Here is a 16,975-nt window from a genome sequence, read left to right as displayed (position 1 = left end):
CATGGGAATCATCGATTTTCGCGAAATCGTCTCCGCCAAGGCCGATCATGCGTCCGTCAAGAATGCGCCGGTGGGCACATCGGCCCTGCCGGACGACTTCGAGACGTTTTGCCGCGATTTTTTCGAATCGCTGCGTGGCATGACGATTTTTGAACAAATCTCCACGGGGCCGGATAACGGCATCGACCTCGGGGTCGAGGAAACCCGCGCCGATGGAAGCAGGATTCGCTGGCTGGTGAGCTGCAAGCACAAGGCCCACTCGCGAGCTCCGGTGAACGAGGACGAGGAAAAGAACATCCTCGAGAGAGTGTACAAATGGGAGTGCGACGGCTTCATCCCGTTTTATACGACCTCGCCATCGGCCAAGGTGAAATCGAACATCGAAGGGGTGGCGAAGTCGGGGAAGCGGGTCGACTGGTATCTGAAGGATCGCATCGAACGCGAGCTGCTCGGATCGGCCGCCGGCGTCCGGATGGCTGCCAGGTATTTCCCGAAGTCGATGGTGAATCACTACTCGACCTTCATCGCGACCCTGCAGACCTGGTCGGCGAGCGACGTCGTCGTCGACGACGACGGCGTCGCCAGCATTGCCGGCTTTCGCCGTGTGGTGGGCCATGCGAATGACGACGCTGCCGCGGCCATCCAGCACCTGGCCAGGCTCGCGAACCTGTCCGACACGATGGACGCGCACGAGCCATACTTCGTCAAGGCGCTGAACGACGCCATCGAGCTGGCACCGGATTTCTTCGACTACAGGAAGTCCCCGGTGACGTTGGCGGATTTCGCGCATGTGAGCCCGACATGGTGTTCTTATTCGCTCTACCGCGCGAGCATCGACAGGAACAATGGACGTGCGCTCGCGTTTGCGTATTTTGTCGGGGCGGTCTGGAGCTTCTGGGATCACGCGAGGGCAAACCGGGTCTTTGCCGAGATGCGGGCGTTCCGCGGCCGTCTGTCGCTGGACGACGACCTGACGCCGGACCAGGTCGAGAGCATGCGAGCGTCGGAGGAATTCAAGCAGGCGGTACGTCACCATATGGCGCAGGGTTATCTGTCGGTCGGCCAGGTAGGCATGCTGCTGCAGGAACAGATGAGAGACATCGTGACGCGTCTGTTTGCTTACACGAATCCGATCCCGTGCACTGCATGAGCGCGCAGGAACGATACTCCCGCGCCCGGGAGCGCATTGAAGTCGGCCAGTATGAAGCGGCCTTGGCGGACCTGATCTGGTTCCATGACAACGCGCTGTTGGAATCGCGCGCATGGTCGGGTGTCCGGCTGTCTTATGCCCTGGACGACTGGGTCAGGCTGGGCGAGCTGTACCCGCCGGCGATGGTCGCGTTGCACGGCGTGAGGGACGACAAGGTTGCGGGATTGCTGGACGGGCGGTTGGACAGGTCGGCTTTCCACGACGTCGCCGCCATCAACGCGATCCTGCAGACGCCGGAAAAAACGCACGGGTTGTATCGGCAACTCATGGACGCACAGCCCGAACTTGCCCGGTCCTGTGTGCAATCCGCCTTGCCGTCCATCGTCGCAGCGAAAGACTATCGACTGGCGGCGCAGCTGCTTCCCGATCCGGAAAGCGCGGTGCGAAGGTATGCCGCCCGGTTGAATTACGATGTTCAGTACATCAAGCGTTGCCGTTACACCCGTGCGCCACGCCGCTGGGCCTACCTGTGCCATTACCTGGAAGGCGTCCAGCGCCTGCTGGCGGTGCTGCGCGGCGTGGACAACCACGGCGAGGCGGACCGCTTGAAAGCACTCGCGATCGCGCTCGTTCCTGATCCGTCGCTGCGCAGGGAAGTGCGCAACGGATTCGTGAAGATGCCGCGCGCACCGATGATGAAGCGGTGACCGGCGCGGCGCCGCCGACGTGCGGCGCTTGCACCCGAATTATTTTAGGTCTAAAGTAATTCGAGGTACTCACCGATCCCATCTTCTCCGGGGGCGCTTCATGGCACGTCCGTCCGTTGCAGAGTCCAGTCCCTCGGCCCACGTCGACACGTTCGCGCGCGACCATCTCCCGCCGCCCGACCTGTGGCCGGACCTCGTGTTCGACCTGCCGTCCCTCCGGTATCCGCCCCGGCTGAATTGCGTCGCCGAGCTGCTCGACCGCCACGTCGCGGCCGGCCGCGGGGCCCACACCGCCGTGCTGGGCGACACGCTGACGTGGACGTATGCGCAGCTGCGGGACCACGTCGACCGCATCGCCCACGTGCTGCGCGCCGACATGGGCCTCGTGCCCGGCAACCGCGTGCTGCTGCGGGGCGCGAACTGCCCCACGATGGCCGCCGCCATCCTCGCCGTGTTCAAGGCCGGCCTGGTCGCGGTCCCGACGATGCCGCTGCTGCGCGCCCGCGAGCTCGGGATCGTCGTCGACAAGGCGAAGGTGAATGCGGTCCTGTGCGCCCGTCCGCTGGCGGGCGAACTGGAACAGGTCGATGGCCATCCACCCGTCGTGTACTTCCACGACCCGGACGCGCCGGACGGCCTCGAAGCGCGCATGACGCGGCACGACGGGCCGTTCGCGCCCGTCGACACGGCCGCCGACGACGTCTGCCTGATCGCCTTCACGTCCGGCACGACGGGCATCCCGAAGGGCACGATGCACTTCCACCGCGACATCCTCGCGATCTGCGACTGCTTCCCGCCGCACGTCCTCGGCGCGGACGCGGACGACGTCTTCATCGGTACGCCGCCGCTCGCGTTCACGTTCGGCCTCGGCGGCTTGCTGTTGTTCCCCATGCGGGTGGGCGCGTCCGGCGTGCTGCTGGAAAAGCTGACGCCCGAGGGGCTGCTTGCGGCGATCGAACGCTTCCGCGCCACCGTCTGCTTCACGGCCCCCACGTTCTATCGGCAGATGACGCCGCTGGTGCCGCGCTACGACGTCGGCTCGCTGCGCCGATGCGTATCGGCCGGCGAGGCGCTGCCGGTGGCGACGCGCGACGCGTGGCGTGCCGCGACCGGGATCGAGATGATCGACGGGATCGGTGCGACGGAACTGCTGCACGTCTTCATTTCCGCCAGCGGCGCCGACGTGCGTCCCGGCGCGACGGGCAAACCCGTGCCCGGCTACCGCGCGTGCGTGCTGGACGACGACGGCCATCCCGTGGGGCCTCGTGTCGTCGGGCGCCTTGCCGTGAAAGGCCCGACGGGTTGCCGCTACCTCGCGGACGAGCGCCAGCGCGACTATGTGCTCGATGGCTGGAATCTCACGGGCGACACCTACGAGATGGACGCCGACGGCTATTTTTACTACCGCTCGCGCACGGACGACATGATCATCTCGGCCGGCTACAACATCGCCGGCGCGGAAGTCGAAGACGCGTTGTTGCGGCATCCCGCCGTGGCCGAATGCGGTGTCTTCGGCCGCGCCGACGAAGAACGCGGCCAGATCGTGGAAGCGCACGTCGTCCTCAAGCCCGGCCACGACGGCACGGCGGACATGGCGCGGGCGCTGCAGGAATTCGTCAAGGCGCAGATCGCGCCGTACAAATACCCGCGCGCCGTGCGCTTCACCGACAAGCTGCCGCGCACGGAAACGGGCAAGCTGCAACGCTTCAAGCTGAGGCAATCATGAACATTGTGTGCATCGGTGGCGGACCGGCCGGGCTGTATGCCGCGCTGCTGATGAAGAAGCGCGACCCGGCGCACCGCATCGTCGTCGTCGAACGCAACCGGCCGTACGACACGTTCGGTTGGGGCGTCGTGTTTTCGGACCAGACGCTCGGCAACCTCGTCGCGGCCGACGAAGCGACGGCGCGCGCCATCCTGCAGGCGTTCAACCACTGGGACGACATCGACGTGTTCTTCAAGGGCCAGCGCATCACGTCGGGCGGCCACGGCTTCTGCGGCATCGGACGCAAGCGGCTGTTGAACATCCTGCAGCAGCGCTGCGAGGAACTCGGTGTCGAACTCGTGTTCGAGACGACCGTGCAGGACGACCAGACCGTCGCGCAGTGTTACGGTGCCGACCTCGTGATCGCGGCCGATGGCCTCAACAGCCGCGTCCGGGCGCGCTACGCGGACACATTCCAGCCGTCCGTCGAGACGCGGCGCTGCCGTTTCGTGTGGCTCGGCACGAAGAAGAAATTCGACGCGTTCACGTTCGTGTTCAAGGAAACGGCTTTCGGCTGGTTCCAGGCCCATATCTACCAGTTCGACGGCGACACGTCCACGTTCATCGTCGAGACGCCGGAAGACGTGTGGCGCCGGGCGGGCCTCGCCGACATGCCGCAGGAAGAGGGCATCGCGTTCTGCGAGCGGTTGTTCGCCGAGCACCTGGACGGGCATCCGCTGCTGTCGAACGCGGCGCACCTGCGCGGCGCCGCCATCTGGATCGCGTTCCCGCGCATCGTGTGCGAGCGCTGGGCGCACTGGAACGGCGACGTGCCCGTCGTGCTGATGGGCGATGCGGCGCATACGGCCCATTTCTCGATCGGCTCCGGCACGAAGCTGGCGCTGGAAGATGCGATCGAACTGGCGCGCTGCGTCGACGTGCATGACAGCGACCTGCGCGCGGCGCTCGACGCCTACCAGGCCAGCCGTTCGGTGGAAGTGCTGAAGATCCAGTCGGCGGCGCGCAATTCGATGGAGTGGTTCGAGAACGTCGAGCGCTACGGCGCGCTGGACGCCCAGCAGTTCGCGTACTCGATGCTCACGCGCAGCCAGCGCATCTCGCACGAGAACCTGCGCCTGCGCGACCCCGGCTATGTCGCGCAGTTCGAGGACTGGTTCGCGCGGCGCGCGTGCGCGCAGGCTGGCATGGCGCTGCCCGCGGAGGTGCGCGTGCCCCCGATGTTCACGCCGCTACGCATGCGCGGCGTGCTGCTGAAGAACCGTATCGTCGTGTCGCCGATGGCGCAATACTCCGCGGTCGACGGCGTGCCGGGCGACTACCACCTCGTGCACCTGGGCGCGCGCGCACTGGGCGGCGCGGCGCTCGTGATGGCGGAGATGACTTGCGTGTCGGCCGACGCCCGGATCACGCCCGCGTGTCCCGGCATGTATGCGCCCGAACACACGGCCGCGTGGCGGCGCATCGTCGACTTCGTCCATGGCCAATCGGATGCGGCCATCGGCATCCAGCTGGGCCACGCCGGCCCGAAAGGATCGACGCGGCCCATGTGGGACGGCATCGACCAGCCGCTGCTGGAGCACAACTGGCCCCTGATCGCCGCGTCGGCGCAGCAATACCTGCCCGGCATCTCGCAGGTCGCGCGCGCAGCGACGGCAGACGACCTGGCCCGCGTCGAGGCCGACTTCGTGTGCGCCACGCAGGCGGCCGACGCGGCGGGCTTCGACTGGCTCGAACTGCATTGCGCGCACGGCTACCTGCTGTCGTCGTTCATCTCGCCGCTGACGAACCACCGCACGGACGACTACGGCGGCACTCTTGAAAACCGCTGCCGCTATCCCCTGCGCGTGTTCCGCGCGATGCGTGCCGCCTGGCCGGCGCACAAGCCGATGAGCGTGCGGATCTCCGCCCACGACTGGGTCGACGGCGGCATCACGCCCGCGGACGCCGTGCAGATCGCGCGCCTGTTCAAGGAGGCGGGGGCCGATATGATCGACTGTTCGTCGGGGCAGGTGAGCAAGCAGGAGAAGCCGGTATTCGGACGCATGTACCAGACGCCGTTCGCGGACCGCATCCGCAACGAGGCCGGCATTCCGACGATCGCCGTCGGCTCGATTTATGAGGCCGACCACGCGAACAGCATCATCGCTGCCGGCCGGGCCGACCTGTGCGCCGTGGGGCGGCCGCATCTGGCGAACCCCGCGTGGACGTTGGCGGAAGCGGCGAAGATCGGCTGCACGGCCGTTTCCTGGCCGCGGCAATACCTGGCGGGCAAGGCGCAGCTCGAACGCAATCTCGAACGCGAACGCCAACTGGCGGCGGCAGGCAGCGGCCTGTCGCCACAACAGATCGCGGCGCGGCTGCTGGAGGGATGATGGAGACGTTGAACGGAAAGCATGCGGTCGTCACGGGCGCCAGCCGGGGCATCGGCCTCGCGGTCGCGCGCACGCTCGCGGCGCATGGCGCGCGCGTGACCCTGATGGCGCGCGACGAGGCGGCGCTCGCGGAGGCAGCGCTGGCCCTGGGCGGCGCGGTGGCCTGGCAGGTCGTCGACGTGGCCGATCTGGACAGCGTCGGGGCCGCGTTCGCGCGCGCGGGCACCGTCGACATCCTCGTCAACAACGCCGGCCAGGCCGCGTCGGCGCCGTTCGGCCGCACGGATGCCGCGCTGTGGCAGCGCATGCTGGACGTGAACCTGACGGGCGCGTACCACTGCATCCAGGCCGCGCTGCCGGGCATGGTGGACAAAGGATGGGGGCGTATCGTGAACGTCGCGTCGACGGCCGGCCTGACGGGCTACCGCTACGTGGCGGCATACTGCGCGGCGAAGCACGGCCTCGTCGGCCTCACGCGGGCGCTGGCGCTGGAGGTGGCGGCGAAGGGCGTGACGGTCAATGCCGTGTGCCCCGGATTCACGGAAACGGACATCGTGCGCGACGCCGTCGCGACCATCGTGCGCACGACGGGCCGCACCGTGGCCGAAGCACGGGCCCAACTCGCGTCCGCCAATCCGCAGGGCCGCCTCGTGCAGCCGGACGAGGTGGCGCACGCCGTCGCGTGGTTGTGCATGCCGGGCGCTTCCGCGCTGAACGGCCAGGCCGTCGCCGTGGCGGGCGGGGAGGTCATGTGAAGCCGGCGCACGACGTTCCCGTCGACCTGACGGCGCGCCTGACGGGCGGACACCACCAGGCGCTGAAGCTGTGGCTGCGGCTATTGGCGTGCACGGTGCGGGTCGAGTCGACGATCCGCAGCCGCCTGCGCGCCACGTTCGGCATCACGTTGCCCCGCTTCGACTTGATGGCCCAGCTGGAACGCCATCCTGACGGTCTGCGCATGGGCGAGCTGTCGAAACGCATGATGGTCACGGGCGGCAACGTCACCGGCATCGCCGACCAGCTCGAGCGCGAGGGCCTGGTCGTGCGCGTGCCCGACCCGCAGGATGGCCGCGCGTTCATGGTCAAGCTCACGCCGCGCGGCCGCAAGACGTTCGCCGACATGGCGGCCGTGCACGAAGGCTGGGTCGCGGACCTGTTCCGCGACATCCCGGCCGCCGACAAGGCCACGATGATCGCGTTGCTCGACACGATGAAGCGGCACCTGAACGACGACAATATCGATAACCGGGACTAGGAGCACACGATGCGTTACCTGCAGGGCGACCCGCATGCGCTGCCGCGCGGCCGCGCGGCACTGGCCGGCTACCGCGCCGAACATTTTCTTTACGCCGCGAGCGACGGCGTGGCCACGATCACGCTGAACCGGCCCGACCGCAAGAATCCGCTGACGTTCGACTCTTACGCGGAGCTGCGCGACCTGTTCCGCGCGCTCGCCTACGCGGACGACGTGAAGGCGGTCGTCATCGCGGGCGCCGGTGATAATTTCTGTTCCGGCGGCGATGTCCACGAGATCATCGGACCCTTGACGCGGCTGGACATGCCTGGCCTGCTCGCGTTCACGCGCCTAACCGGCGACACCGTGAAGGCGATGCTGGCGTGCCCGCAGCCCATCGTGGCGGCCATCGACGGCGTGTGCGCGGGCGCGGGAGCGATCCTCGCGATGGCGTCCGACCTGCGCCTGGCCAGCCCGCGGGCGCGCACGGCCTTCCTGTTCGCGAAGGTGGGGCTCGCCGGCTGCGATATGGGGGCGTGCTCGATCCTGCCGCGCCTGATCGGCCAGGGCCGCGCGGCGGAGCTGCTGTACACCGGACGGGCGATGTCGGCGGAGGAGGGCGAGCGCTGGGGCTTCTTCAATCGGTTGTGCGCGCCGGACGTCTTGCTGGACGAGGCGTTGGCGCTGGCGCGCGGCCTGGCCGCCGGCCCCACGTTCGCGCACGGGATGACGAAGAAGATGCTGCAGCAGGAGTGGAGCATGGGTGTCGCGGAGGCCATCGACGCGGAGGCGCAGGCGCAGGCCATCTGCATGGCGACGAACGATTTTCATCGTGCGTACCACGCGTTCGTCGCGAAGACGGCGCCCCGCTTCGAGGGAGATTGACATGGCGGACAAGGCTTACCTCGCGTGGCCGTTCTTCGATACTCGGCACGCGGACCTGGAAGCGGCGCTCGACGCGTGGGCGGCGGAGTATGTGCGCGACTTGCACGGGACCGATATCGATGACGATTGCCGTCACCTCGTGCGGTTGCTGGGCCAAGGCGGCTGGCTGCGCCACGCGATCGCGTCCGACGGTGCGGTGATCGACACGCGCGCGATCTGCCTGATCCGCGAAACGCTGGCGCGCCACAACGGCCTGGCCGACTTCGCGTTCGCCATGCAAGGGCTGGGTTCCGGCGCGATCAGCCTGTTCGGCACGGCCGCCCAGCGCGAGCGCTATTTGCCGCGCGTGGCGCGTGGTGACGCGATCGCCGCGTTCGCGCTGTCGGAGCCGGACGCCGGGTCGGACGTCGCGGCGATGCGCTGCACGGCCCGGCCGGACGGCGACGACTATGTGCTGGACGGCGAGAAGACGTGGATTTCCAATGGCGGGATCGCCGACTTCTACGTCGTCTTTGCACGCACGGGCGAGGCGCCGGGCGCGCGCGGCATCTGCGCGTTCATCGTCGACGCCGACACACCGGGGTTCGCCATCGCCGAACGCATCGATGTGATCGCACCCCATCCGCTGGCGCGGCTGCGCTTCAACGGGTGCCGCGTGCCGGCTGACCAACGTATCGGTGAGCCGGGGCAGGGCTTCAAGGTCGCGATGGCCACGTTGGACGTGTTCCGCACGTCGGTGGCGGCCGCGGCCCTGGGCTTCGCGCGACGCGCGTTCGACGAAGCGCTGGCACATGCGCTGGCGCGTCCCATGTTCGGGCAGCACCTGGCGGACTTCCAGCTTACGCAGGCGAAGCTCGCGCAGATGGCGACGGCGATCGACGCAAGCGCGCTGCTGACGTACCGTGCCGCGTGGCAGCGCGACCGCGGCGTCAAGGTGACGAAGGAAGCCGCAATGGCGAAGATGACGGCGACGGAGTCCGCGCAGCAGGTGATCGACGCAGCCGTGCAGATGTTCGGAGGACTCGGCGTCACGAGCGGCCACCCGGCCGAACGGCTGTACCGCGAGATCCGCGCGCTGCGTATCTACGAAGGTGCGACGGAAGTCCAGCAATTGATCATCGCGCGCGAGCTGCTGCGCGCGGCGGCGGAAGGGGCGTGATGGAGATCCTGCAACCACCGGACTGGCCGCGCCCGCGGGGCTACGCGAACGGCGTCGCGGCGCAGGGCCGCCTCGTGTTCGTCAGCGGCATGATCGGCTGGAACGCGCACGGCGAGTTCGAGAGCGACGCCTTCGCCGAGCAGGCGCGCCAGGCCCTGCTCAACGTCGTCGCCGTGCTGCGCGAGGCGGCGGCACGGCCGGAGCACATCGTCCGGATGACGTGGTACGTCGTCGACAAGGGCGAGTACCTCGCCGCGTCGGCCGCGCTCGGCGCCGCGTACCGCGAGATCATCGGCGCCCATTACCCGGCCATGACGGCCGTCGAAGTGCGGGCCCTCATCGAGGACCGGGCCCGCGTGGAGATCGAGGCGACGGCTGTCGTCCCCGACGACAGGTAGCGGCTCGGTCAGCTGGATGCGATCAGCGCGGCGATGTCCGCAGCCGTGAGGGCGCCGCGGTAGATGCGGAATTCGTCAATGCGGCCGTTGAAATAGGGGTCGCCCGCGTATTGCGAGCGACCGATCCAGTTCTGGCCCGTGCCCCCCAGCTGCCACGGCGGCAGGAATTCCGCGCTGTTGCTGCCGACCGCGGTGCCGTTCACGTACAAGGTGGCGACCTGCCCGGACAACGTGACGGCCACGTGCACCCACTGCGCCGTCGGCAGCGCGGCCGTGCCCGTCACCGCCTGTTCGCCGTGGCCGCCGTCGACGGTGATGGCGAAGCGCACGGTGCCGCTGCCGGAGCGCGGCGTCAGGAACATGTAGCGGCCCGTGCCCGAGCCGAAATCGAAGATCCGCTCCCAATTGCGTGACGCGTTCCAGTACACCCAGCACGCGACAGTGAAGTCCGACAGGTCCGTCACGGAGTTCGCGGGCAGGCTCACGTAGTCCGTGCTGCCGTTCAGCGCGAGCGCCGTCCCCGATTTGCCCGCACCCCAGGCGCCGCTGCCGACGAGTGTGCCCGTGTGACCCTGGCCGCTCGCGTCGGACACCGTCGTGCCCGTGCTTTCGTTGCAGGCGAGGTAGGTGTGCAAGGTCTTGCCGACCTTCGCCGTCGCGCGGTTCGAGTCGGCCGTCTCGCCGCTCGGGGTCATGGCGGAGACGACGTAGTACCACGTGCCCGTACCCGGGTTGTCCGCGTAGGTCAGCAAGTCCGTGATGCCGCTGGCGATCGTCGTCCACGGCCCGCTGGTGGACGTCGCACGCTTGACGTTGTAGCTCGTCGCATAGGCGCTGCCCCACCACGACAGTTCCACGCCGCCCGCCGGCGTGCGTGCCTTCAGGCCGCTGGGCGGCACGCCGGCCGCGATCGGGTCGCGCGTGCACGTCAGGGTGCCGTAGCCCAGCTGGTCGTAGCCGCCGCTCGTCGAGCCGTAGTTGCCGCCGCCGCCTTCCGGCTGGATCTGCAGCGCGAACATCTTCGAATAGGGCGCCGCCAGGCCGCGGCGGTTCACGTAATGGTTGTAGACGAGCGCCCAGCAGGGCCGGACGTTGCCCTGGCTGCCCGTCGCGAACACGGTCTGGTTGACGTTGTCGGCGTTGTTGTAGGGGACGTACGGCACCGTGTAATACGTCGTGCCCGACTGGATCAGGTTCGCCTTAGCCACGTATTCGGCGCCCATCAGGAAGCGGTTGTTGTCGTAGCCGTACAGGTCCACGCCCTGGTTCCAGGCCATCTCGCAGATGGCGCCGCCCAGTGCGATGCCGAGCGTGTTGTGGCCCTGGTCGCGGCCCGATTCCTGCCATTGCCCCAGGAAGCCGGGATGGATGTAGTACACGGCCTGCGCGATCGCGCCGTTGCCGGGGCCGGACTGGAAATACGTGACGGCTTCGTCGAACAGACTCCGGTCGTCGCACAGCACGCCGATGGCGAGGATGGACGCGATCTGGCACAGGTCCCAATTGGCCCAGTAATGCGTGATGTCCGTGCCGTTGTGGCGGATGAGGAAATCGTGGTTGATCGGATAGAAGACGGTCTTCATCATGTTCTGGAAGCGCGCGAAGTCGGCCGCGGCCCAGCCGGTGTACGTGCGCACGATCTCGCCGGCGTTCGCGAATTCGTAGCCGTAGATGCCGGCGGCCAGCGCGGCGTCCGACGTGCCCTGAATCGCGGTCAACGTGGACGACCATCCGTTCATGATTTGCACTGCCTTGTCCGCATAGGCAGTGTCGCCCGTGATCTTCCAGCGCAGCGCGCAGGCGTACGCGGCGGCCACGTCGTTGAACAGGGTGCCGTAGTTCTCCGGGTGGACGCCATCGTAGCCGCGGTAGACGATTGTCTGCGGGTGCGGCGTGTATGTCAGGCTCGCATGGGAGTTGTTGATCAGGAGGTTCCAGCTGCCGGCCCACGGTGTCGCCGTGTACTTCGCGTTCATGCGGTCGAAGTCGGCCTGCGTGTGCAGCAGGCCCGGATGGGCGAACGGGCCGGTCGTGGCGGCTGTCACGGCGCCGGCGAGAAGGCGCGGCGCGGATGCGCTGCCGGTACCGGCGCCGCAACCGGTGAGCGCGAGGGCGCCGAGGCTCAGGAGGAAGCTGCGGCGTCCGAGCTCGGCGCGAGAGACGTCGTCCGGGGCGTCAGCAGGTGTCAGTGGAGATGAGGCGGGTGCGTTGTCGTGCGGTTCGATTCTTTTCATGAAGCGTCTCCATGCCATGCAGGCGTGTGTGATGCGATCGAAGGGATGTCACAACGGGTGCTGCCGTACTGCGGCGCCGATGCTAGCACGGACACGTGGCCGTTGTTATCGTTAACTTCAATCGTGTCAGCCATGTCCAAAACATATTGATATCGCGAAAAATGGAATGGGTCCGCGCCTGATGTTGCGGTAGGATCGCTACGTATCGTTAGCACCTGACCGGGCATCTCACATGTAAAGCCTTGACAGTGCGATCGCTTGTGATATAAATGTAATCGTGGCTGTTATCGATACCAAGAATGGCGGGGCGCAGAGCGGCCAGCCGCGACCAAACGACAAGCCCGGCGACGGCGGTATCCGGACGCACGGGCACGAGGAGACGATTTGTTGTCGACGTTCCGTGCGTGCGCGCGCTTGTGCGCCGCGTCCCTTGCCGTCCTGTGCACCTGCCTCTGCGCAGTGCCCCCGCTGGCCGCGCTCGCCGCGCCGGGCGTTGTCGCGGACGTCGCCGTGAACCGCGTGCAGGTGCACCCGTTTCCGAATGCGATCCGGTATTCGCACCACAACGACGACTACACGGTACGGGTGCGCGTACCCGGCGGTGCCTGGCAAGCCCTGTACGAGTACAACGTCAAGGTCGATCTCGACAAGCCGCAGGATGCGTCGATGGTCTATTTCAGTTTCGACGGCACCGTCGAGGTGGCGGTCCAGAAGAATAACGGGACGTTCGCCAATGTGCTCGTGCGCCCGGACGGGAAGGGCGTCCGGCCCGCCGTGCGCGACGGCATCGTCTACTTCACGCTGCGCCGGCCCGAGAACCTGAGTGTGGAATTCGATGGCGACCACCTGCACAACCTGCACGTCTTCACGCACGCGATCCGCGCCGACATGCCGGCCGTGCCTGCGACATTGACCTCGAACGACATCGGTACGGGCACGATGCCCGACATGACGCAGCGCACCGTCTTCTTCGGCCCGGGCATCCACGGCGGCGAATTCCGCGTGCGCTCGCACAGCACGGTGTACATTCACGGTTCGGCCATCTTGCGCAATCCCCTCGTGATCGACGGTGTCGAGGACGTGAAGGTGATCAGCGACGGCCTCATCGAAGGGGCCGACCTGACCGTGCGGAATGCCCGCAACGTCGAGATCGATGGCCCGATCTTCCTCAACCCGCCGCACGGCACGATGCGCTGCATCGCGTCGCAGGATCTCGTCGAAAAGAACATCCGTACGATCGGCGCCGGCCAGTGGTCGGATGGCCTCGGCCATTTCGCGTGCCAGCGCGTGACGATCGCCGACAGCTTCGTGCGCACGTCGGACGACTGCCTGACGTTCTACAATCATCGCTGGGACATCTGGGGCGACACGCGCGACGTGACGGTGAAGGACACGACCTTATGGGCCGACATCGCGCATGCCGTCATGATCGGCATCCACGGCAACACGCCGACCCCGGCCCACCCGGACAGCGAAGTGCTGGAGCGGCTGCGCTTTTCGAATATCGACATCCTCGACCACGACGAGGACGAGCCGGAGTACGAAGGCGCCCTCGGCATCATGGCCGGCGACGACAACCTCGTGCGCGACGTCGTGTTCGAGGACGTCCGCGTCGACCGCATCGAGGAGGGCAAGCTGTTCAACTTGAAGATCGCGTACACGGCGAAGTACAACACGAGTCCGGGCCGCGGCATCGAGAACATCACGCTGCGCAACGTCCATTACACGGGCAGGGGCGCGCCAAGCGCGTCCGCGATCACGGGTCGCGACCCCGCGCGCAAGGTCAGGAACGTGACGCTCGAGAACGTGACGGTGGGCGGCAAGCGGTTGGCGGGACCAGCGCCGGACCTGCTTGAGGTGAACGATTTCGTGGAAGGCTTGCGATTCCGTTGAGTGATCGATCACATTCCGGACCCGGCTGTCAAGCGCAGGGCGTCGCTTGGATGCGACACTGATAATGTTATTTCATAAAGGCATCAATACAGGGAAGGATGGCACGTATAATTCAACGCAGATTTGTTATCGATATCTAAAACGCCGGTCCAACGAGGCCGGACTTGAACCAGCAGACAAACAATACTGGAGGAGAACACAATGAATCATCAACGCAGCATCGGACCGAAGATGTCGCTCGTCGCCCTGGCGCTGGCGCAAGCCTTCGCGGGCCACGCCTACGCGCAGCAGGCGGATGCAAACACGGTCGTCGTGACGGGCATCCGCGCGAGCGCGCAGTCGTCGGTGGCGATCAAGCGCAACACGATGGAAGTCGTGGATTCGATCACGGCGGAAGACATCGGCAAGCTGCCGGACCCGAACGTCGCGGAAACGCTCACGCGCCTGCCCGGCGTGCAGGGCTATCGCTACGGCGGCGAGGGGGCCTCGCCGTCCGGCAGTGGCTCCGGCCTGACGATACGTGGCCTCGCGGGCCAGACGGCGTCGCAAGTCAACGACCGCGCCTACTTCACGGCCGGCGCCCGCGAATTCAACATCGAGGATGCGATCCCGGGCATGATCGCCGGCGTCGACGTCTACAAGAACCCGTCGGCCGAACACATCGAGGGCGGCATCGGCGGCCTCGTGAACCTGCGCACGCGCAACCCGAGCGACTTCAAGAAGTTCACCGCCGCGCTGAACGTGAATGCGCGCTACAACGATCTCGCCAAGAAGACGGACCCGGAAGTGTTCGGCCTGCTGGCGAACCGCATCGACCTGGGCGGCGGCTCGCGCATCGGCCTGATGGCGGCGTTCGCGTTCCAGAAGAGCACGGGCCGTTCGGACAGCAACCCGGCGAACCGTGGCCCGGACTTCCGTCGGGTCGTGCGCGGCGACAGCGCCGAGTATGCGAGCCTGGCGGCCGCGAACACGGCCAACAGTACAGGCCAGCCGATGGCGCAATATGTCGGCCGCAACGACGTCAGCTATCTCGCGCCCGTGACGATGCGTCCGGTGTCGTCCACTGTCGGCGTCAACACGCCGGACACGAGTATCCTCACCCCGGACCAGGCCGCGAACATCATCTCCACGCCGGGCGTGAACACGAGCGTGTTCCAGGAAACCATCATGCGCCAGCGTAAGGGCCTGAACCTGGCGGCCGACTACCGCGTCGACAACTCGCTGCGCTTCTATGTGGAAGGCAATTACACGTACTACCTGTACCACCAGAACTACCGCTTCGTCTTCGTCGACAATGGCGGCAACGTCCAGAACCTGCGCACGACGGCGTTCCCCGTGACCGAGAGCATGGTCAACCGTAACTTCAACGGCGGCAGCAACGACGTCATCACGAGCCAGCGCCTGTTGAGCGGCACGTTCCTGAATGCGTCGCTGCGTCCGTGGGGCGGCGACGAGCACAGCCCGTACTCGACCTGGATCGGCGCGGGCGGCGTCGAGTGGAGCCCGACGCCCGCGTGGAAGTTCAAGGGTGACTTTTCCTACATCAAGTCCGACCGCAAGCAGGACAACCGCCGCGTCGAGATGGCCGGTTTGCAGAACGAGTACTGGGACGTGACGCGCGTCGCCGACGGGGCGCCGCACCAGCTGACGTTCAGCGGCCCGAGCCTGTCCGATCCGCGCAATTTCGTGTTCAACCAGTACGCGAGCGGTAATTTCCAGACCTGGGACGACAAGGGCCACGCCATCGCGCTGGACGGTTCTTACACGTTCGAGAGCGGACTGCTCGACAGGCTGAAGTTCGGCACGCGCTATGCGCACCAGCAGAGTCTGTACAAAAACAACTCCTGGGGTGCCCGCCCACTGACGACGGACGGCAAGGGGCTCGCCGCCGACCGTTCGAATGCGATCCTCGTGTCGACCATGCCTGGCGTCCTGCAATATGCGCCGTCAAACTATATGGGGGGTAATGCGGGCTATTCCGGCGGCTATGTCGTCTATTCGCCGGATGCACTGTTGGGCAACCAGGTACGGAACCAGTTCCCGAACGCGAATATTCCGGACGAAAACTCCTTCGCTGAGAATGCGATCGCGCGCCGCTTCCTGGAAGAGAACACGCTGGCCGGCTACCTGGTCGGCGAGTTCACTGCGCTGGGCGACCGCATCAAGGGCAACGTCGGTGTACGCGTCGTCCGGACCGAGTCCAAGGCGACGGGACGGGTGCTGGACCAGACCCAGGCCACGCCGACCATTATCGACAACCGTCAGGAAAAGTCATACACGAACGCGCTGCCGACGTTCAACGCCACGTATTCGTTCACGGACGATTTCCTCGTACGCTTCGGCTACGGCCGCGGCATGACCCGTCCCGACCTTGGCTCGCTGAACCCGAGCGTCTCCGTGGACGCGACGGGCAACTACAGCATGGGCAATCCGGACCTGAAGCCGCAGACGGCGAACAGCGTCGACCTGTCGTTCGAGCGCTATTTCAATTCGACGAATTACGCGGCCGTGGCCATCTTCAACAAGGACATCAACGGGTTCTTCAGCACCGTGGCGCGCTGCATGACGGTGCCGTTCCTGCCGCGCTTCAACGGCGCCGGCAGTTCCTGCCCGAGCGGCCAGTACCTGATCAACCAGCAGGTCAACGCAGCGAAGGGCTATGCGCGCGGCGCCGAGGTGTCCGGCCAGTGGTTCTTCAACGGCGCGGACAACTGGTTCAAGAACTTCGGCGTGTCGGGCACGTACACGTACGTCAAGACGTCGAATCCCGTCAACGTGGGCACGGCCATCGCGCCGGTGTACATCACGACGCCGCAGCCGTTCGCCTCGAAGAACAGCTACAGCGTCTCCGGCCTGTACGAGGATAACAAGCTCTCGGCGCGTCTCGTGTACACCTGGCGTTCGTCGCAGCTGTGGGGCGGCGTGAATGCCCTGAATCCGATGGGCAGCGGCTACATCGCCGGCTACGGCCTGCTCGACGCGTCGTTGAACTACGCGTTCGACGAGCACCTGACCTTGTCCGTGAACGGCTCCAATCTCACGAACAAGGCGCCGAACCGCTACATCGGCGAGGCGCTGTCGATGGAAACGGGCCAGGAACTCCAGCACTTCGACAACGGCCGCACGTTCAGCGTCGGCCTGCGCTACAAGTTCTGATCCCACCGCGTCGCAACGACACCGGCCGGCCGCATCGCGCGGCCGGCCGGTGTCGTTTCAG

At 66.6% G+C, this 16,975-nt stretch carries 12 protein-coding genes; 11 read left to right on the top strand and 1 reads right to left on the bottom strand.

The window, feature by feature from the left end; translation table 11 throughout:
- Nucleotide 1 precedes the first annotated feature (1 nt).
- The 9 genes from NX784_RS02135 (at nucleotide 2) to NX784_RS02095 (ending at nucleotide 9,631) form a co-directional block, all read left to right on the top strand.
- Nucleotides 2-1,150, top strand: coding sequence for a restriction endonuclease (locus NX784_RS02135; RefSeq protein WP_258815048.1), 1,149 nt, complete (start codon nucleotides 2-4; stop codon nucleotides 1,148-1,150).
- Nucleotides 1,147-1,857: a hypothetical protein gene (locus NX784_RS02130; protein ID WP_258815045.1), complete on the top strand. Its 711-nt coding sequence runs from the start codon at nucleotides 1,147-1,149 to the stop codon at nucleotides 1,855-1,857. The genes NX784_RS02135 and NX784_RS02130 overlap by 4 nt, the downstream gene beginning before the upstream one ends.
- A gap of 100 nt (nucleotides 1,858-1,957) precedes the next feature.
- Nucleotides 1,958-3,583: an AMP-binding protein gene (locus tag NX784_RS02125; RefSeq protein ID WP_258815044.1), complete on the top strand. Its 1,626-nt coding sequence runs from the start codon at nucleotides 1,958-1,960 to the stop codon at nucleotides 3,581-3,583.
- The gene (locus tag NX784_RS02120; protein WP_258815043.1) at nucleotides 3,580-5,955 is read left to right on the top strand and encodes a bifunctional salicylyl-CoA 5-hydroxylase/oxidoreductase; all 2,376 of its coding nucleotides are present in this window, start codon (nucleotides 3,580-3,582) and stop codon (nucleotides 5,953-5,955) included. Before NX784_RS02125 ends, NX784_RS02120 begins: the two co-directional genes overlap by 4 nt.
- On the top strand, nucleotides 5,952-6,710 hold the full coding sequence (locus NX784_RS02115; RefSeq protein ID WP_258815042.1) for an SDR family NAD(P)-dependent oxidoreductase: 759 nt from the start codon (nucleotides 5,952-5,954) through the stop codon (nucleotides 6,708-6,710). The genes NX784_RS02120 and NX784_RS02115 overlap by 4 nt, the downstream gene beginning before the upstream one ends.
- Nucleotides 6,707-7,210, top strand: coding sequence for a MarR family winged helix-turn-helix transcriptional regulator (locus NX784_RS02110; protein WP_258815041.1), 504 nt, complete (start codon nucleotides 6,707-6,709; stop codon nucleotides 7,208-7,210). The genes NX784_RS02115 and NX784_RS02110 overlap by 4 nt, the downstream gene beginning before the upstream one ends.
- Nucleotides 7,211-7,219: 9 nt before the next feature.
- Nucleotides 7,220-8,074 (top strand): enoyl-CoA hydratase family protein, encoded by an 855-nt coding sequence (locus NX784_RS02105; protein ID WP_258815040.1) that lies wholly within the window; start codon nucleotides 7,220-7,222, stop codon nucleotides 8,072-8,074.
- Nucleotide 8,075: 1 nt separating this feature from the next.
- On the top strand, nucleotides 8,076-9,233 hold the full coding sequence (locus NX784_RS02100; RefSeq protein WP_258815039.1) for an acyl-CoA dehydrogenase family protein: 1,158 nt from the start codon (nucleotides 8,076-8,078) through the stop codon (nucleotides 9,231-9,233).
- Entirely contained in the window at nucleotides 9,233-9,631 is a 399-nt protein-coding gene (locus NX784_RS02095; protein ID WP_258815038.1) for a RidA family protein, read from the top strand. The genes NX784_RS02100 and NX784_RS02095 overlap by 1 nt, the downstream gene beginning before the upstream one ends.
- A gap of 8 nt (nucleotides 9,632-9,639) precedes the next feature.
- On the opposite strand, the gene NX784_RS02090 is transcribed toward NX784_RS02095, so the two are convergent.
- On the bottom strand, nucleotides 9,640-11,865 hold the full coding sequence (locus NX784_RS02090; protein WP_258815037.1) for a LamG-like jellyroll fold domain-containing protein: 2,226 nt from the start codon (nucleotides 11,863-11,865) through the stop codon (nucleotides 9,640-9,642).
- Nucleotides 11,866-12,252: 387 nt separating this feature from the next.
- On the opposite strand from NX784_RS02090, the gene NX784_RS02085 reads away from it, so the two are divergent.
- Nucleotides 12,253-13,758, top strand: a complete 1,506-nt coding sequence (locus NX784_RS02085) for a glycoside hydrolase family protein (RefSeq protein ID WP_258815036.1) — start codon at nucleotides 12,253-12,255, stop codon at nucleotides 13,756-13,758.
- Between the two features lie 201 nt (nucleotides 13,759-13,959).
- A complete protein-coding gene (locus tag NX784_RS02080) occupies nucleotides 13,960-16,914 on the top strand; it encodes a TonB-dependent receptor (RefSeq protein WP_258815035.1) in 2,955 nt (984 codons plus the stop codon).
- Nucleotides 16,915-16,975: the final 61 nt, after the last annotated feature.

It is taken from the genome of Massilia pinisoli (assembly GCF_024753285.1).
GTDB classification, from domain to species: domain Bacteria; phylum Pseudomonadota; class Gammaproteobacteria; order Burkholderiales; family Burkholderiaceae_D; genus Telluria; species Telluria pinisoli.
This window is presented reverse-complemented; position numbering and strand designations above follow the sequence as displayed.

What these genes read in the sequence shown, in the direction of transcription:
- NX784_RS02135 (WP_258815048.1), top strand. Translation starts at nt 2, where the DNA reads ATGGGAATCATCGATTTTCGCGAAATCGTCTCCGCCAAGGCCGATCAT.
- NX784_RS02130 (WP_258815045.1), top strand. Translation starts at nt 1,147, where the DNA reads ATGAGCGCGCAGGAACGATACTCCCGCGCCCGGGAGCGCATTGAAGTC.
- NX784_RS02125 (WP_258815044.1), top strand. Translation starts at nt 1,958, where the DNA reads ATGGCACGTCCGTCCGTTGCAGAGTCCAGTCCCTCGGCCCACGTCGAC.
- NX784_RS02120 (WP_258815043.1), top strand. Translation starts at nt 3,580, where the DNA reads ATGAACATTGTGTGCATCGGTGGCGGACCGGCCGGGCTGTATGCCGCG.
- NX784_RS02115 (WP_258815042.1), top strand. Translation starts at nt 5,952, where the DNA reads ATGATGGAGACGTTGAACGGAAAGCATGCGGTCGTCACGGGCGCCAGC.
- NX784_RS02105 (WP_258815040.1), top strand. Translation starts at nt 7,220, where the DNA reads ATGCGTTACCTGCAGGGCGACCCGCATGCGCTGCCGCGCGGCCGCGCG.
- NX784_RS02100 (WP_258815039.1), top strand. Translation starts at nt 8,076, where the DNA reads ATGGCGGACAAGGCTTACCTCGCGTGGCCGTTCTTCGATACTCGGCAC.
- NX784_RS02095 (WP_258815038.1), top strand. Translation starts at nt 9,233, where the DNA reads ATGGAGATCCTGCAACCACCGGACTGGCCGCGCCCGCGGGGCTACGCG.
- NX784_RS02090 (WP_258815037.1), bottom strand. Translation starts at nt 11,865, where the DNA reads ATGAAAAGAATCGAACCGCACGACAACGCACCCGCCTCATCTCCACTG.
- NX784_RS02080 (WP_258815035.1), top strand. Translation starts at nt 13,960, where the DNA reads ATGAATCATCAACGCAGCATCGGACCGAAGATGTCGCTCGTCGCCCTG.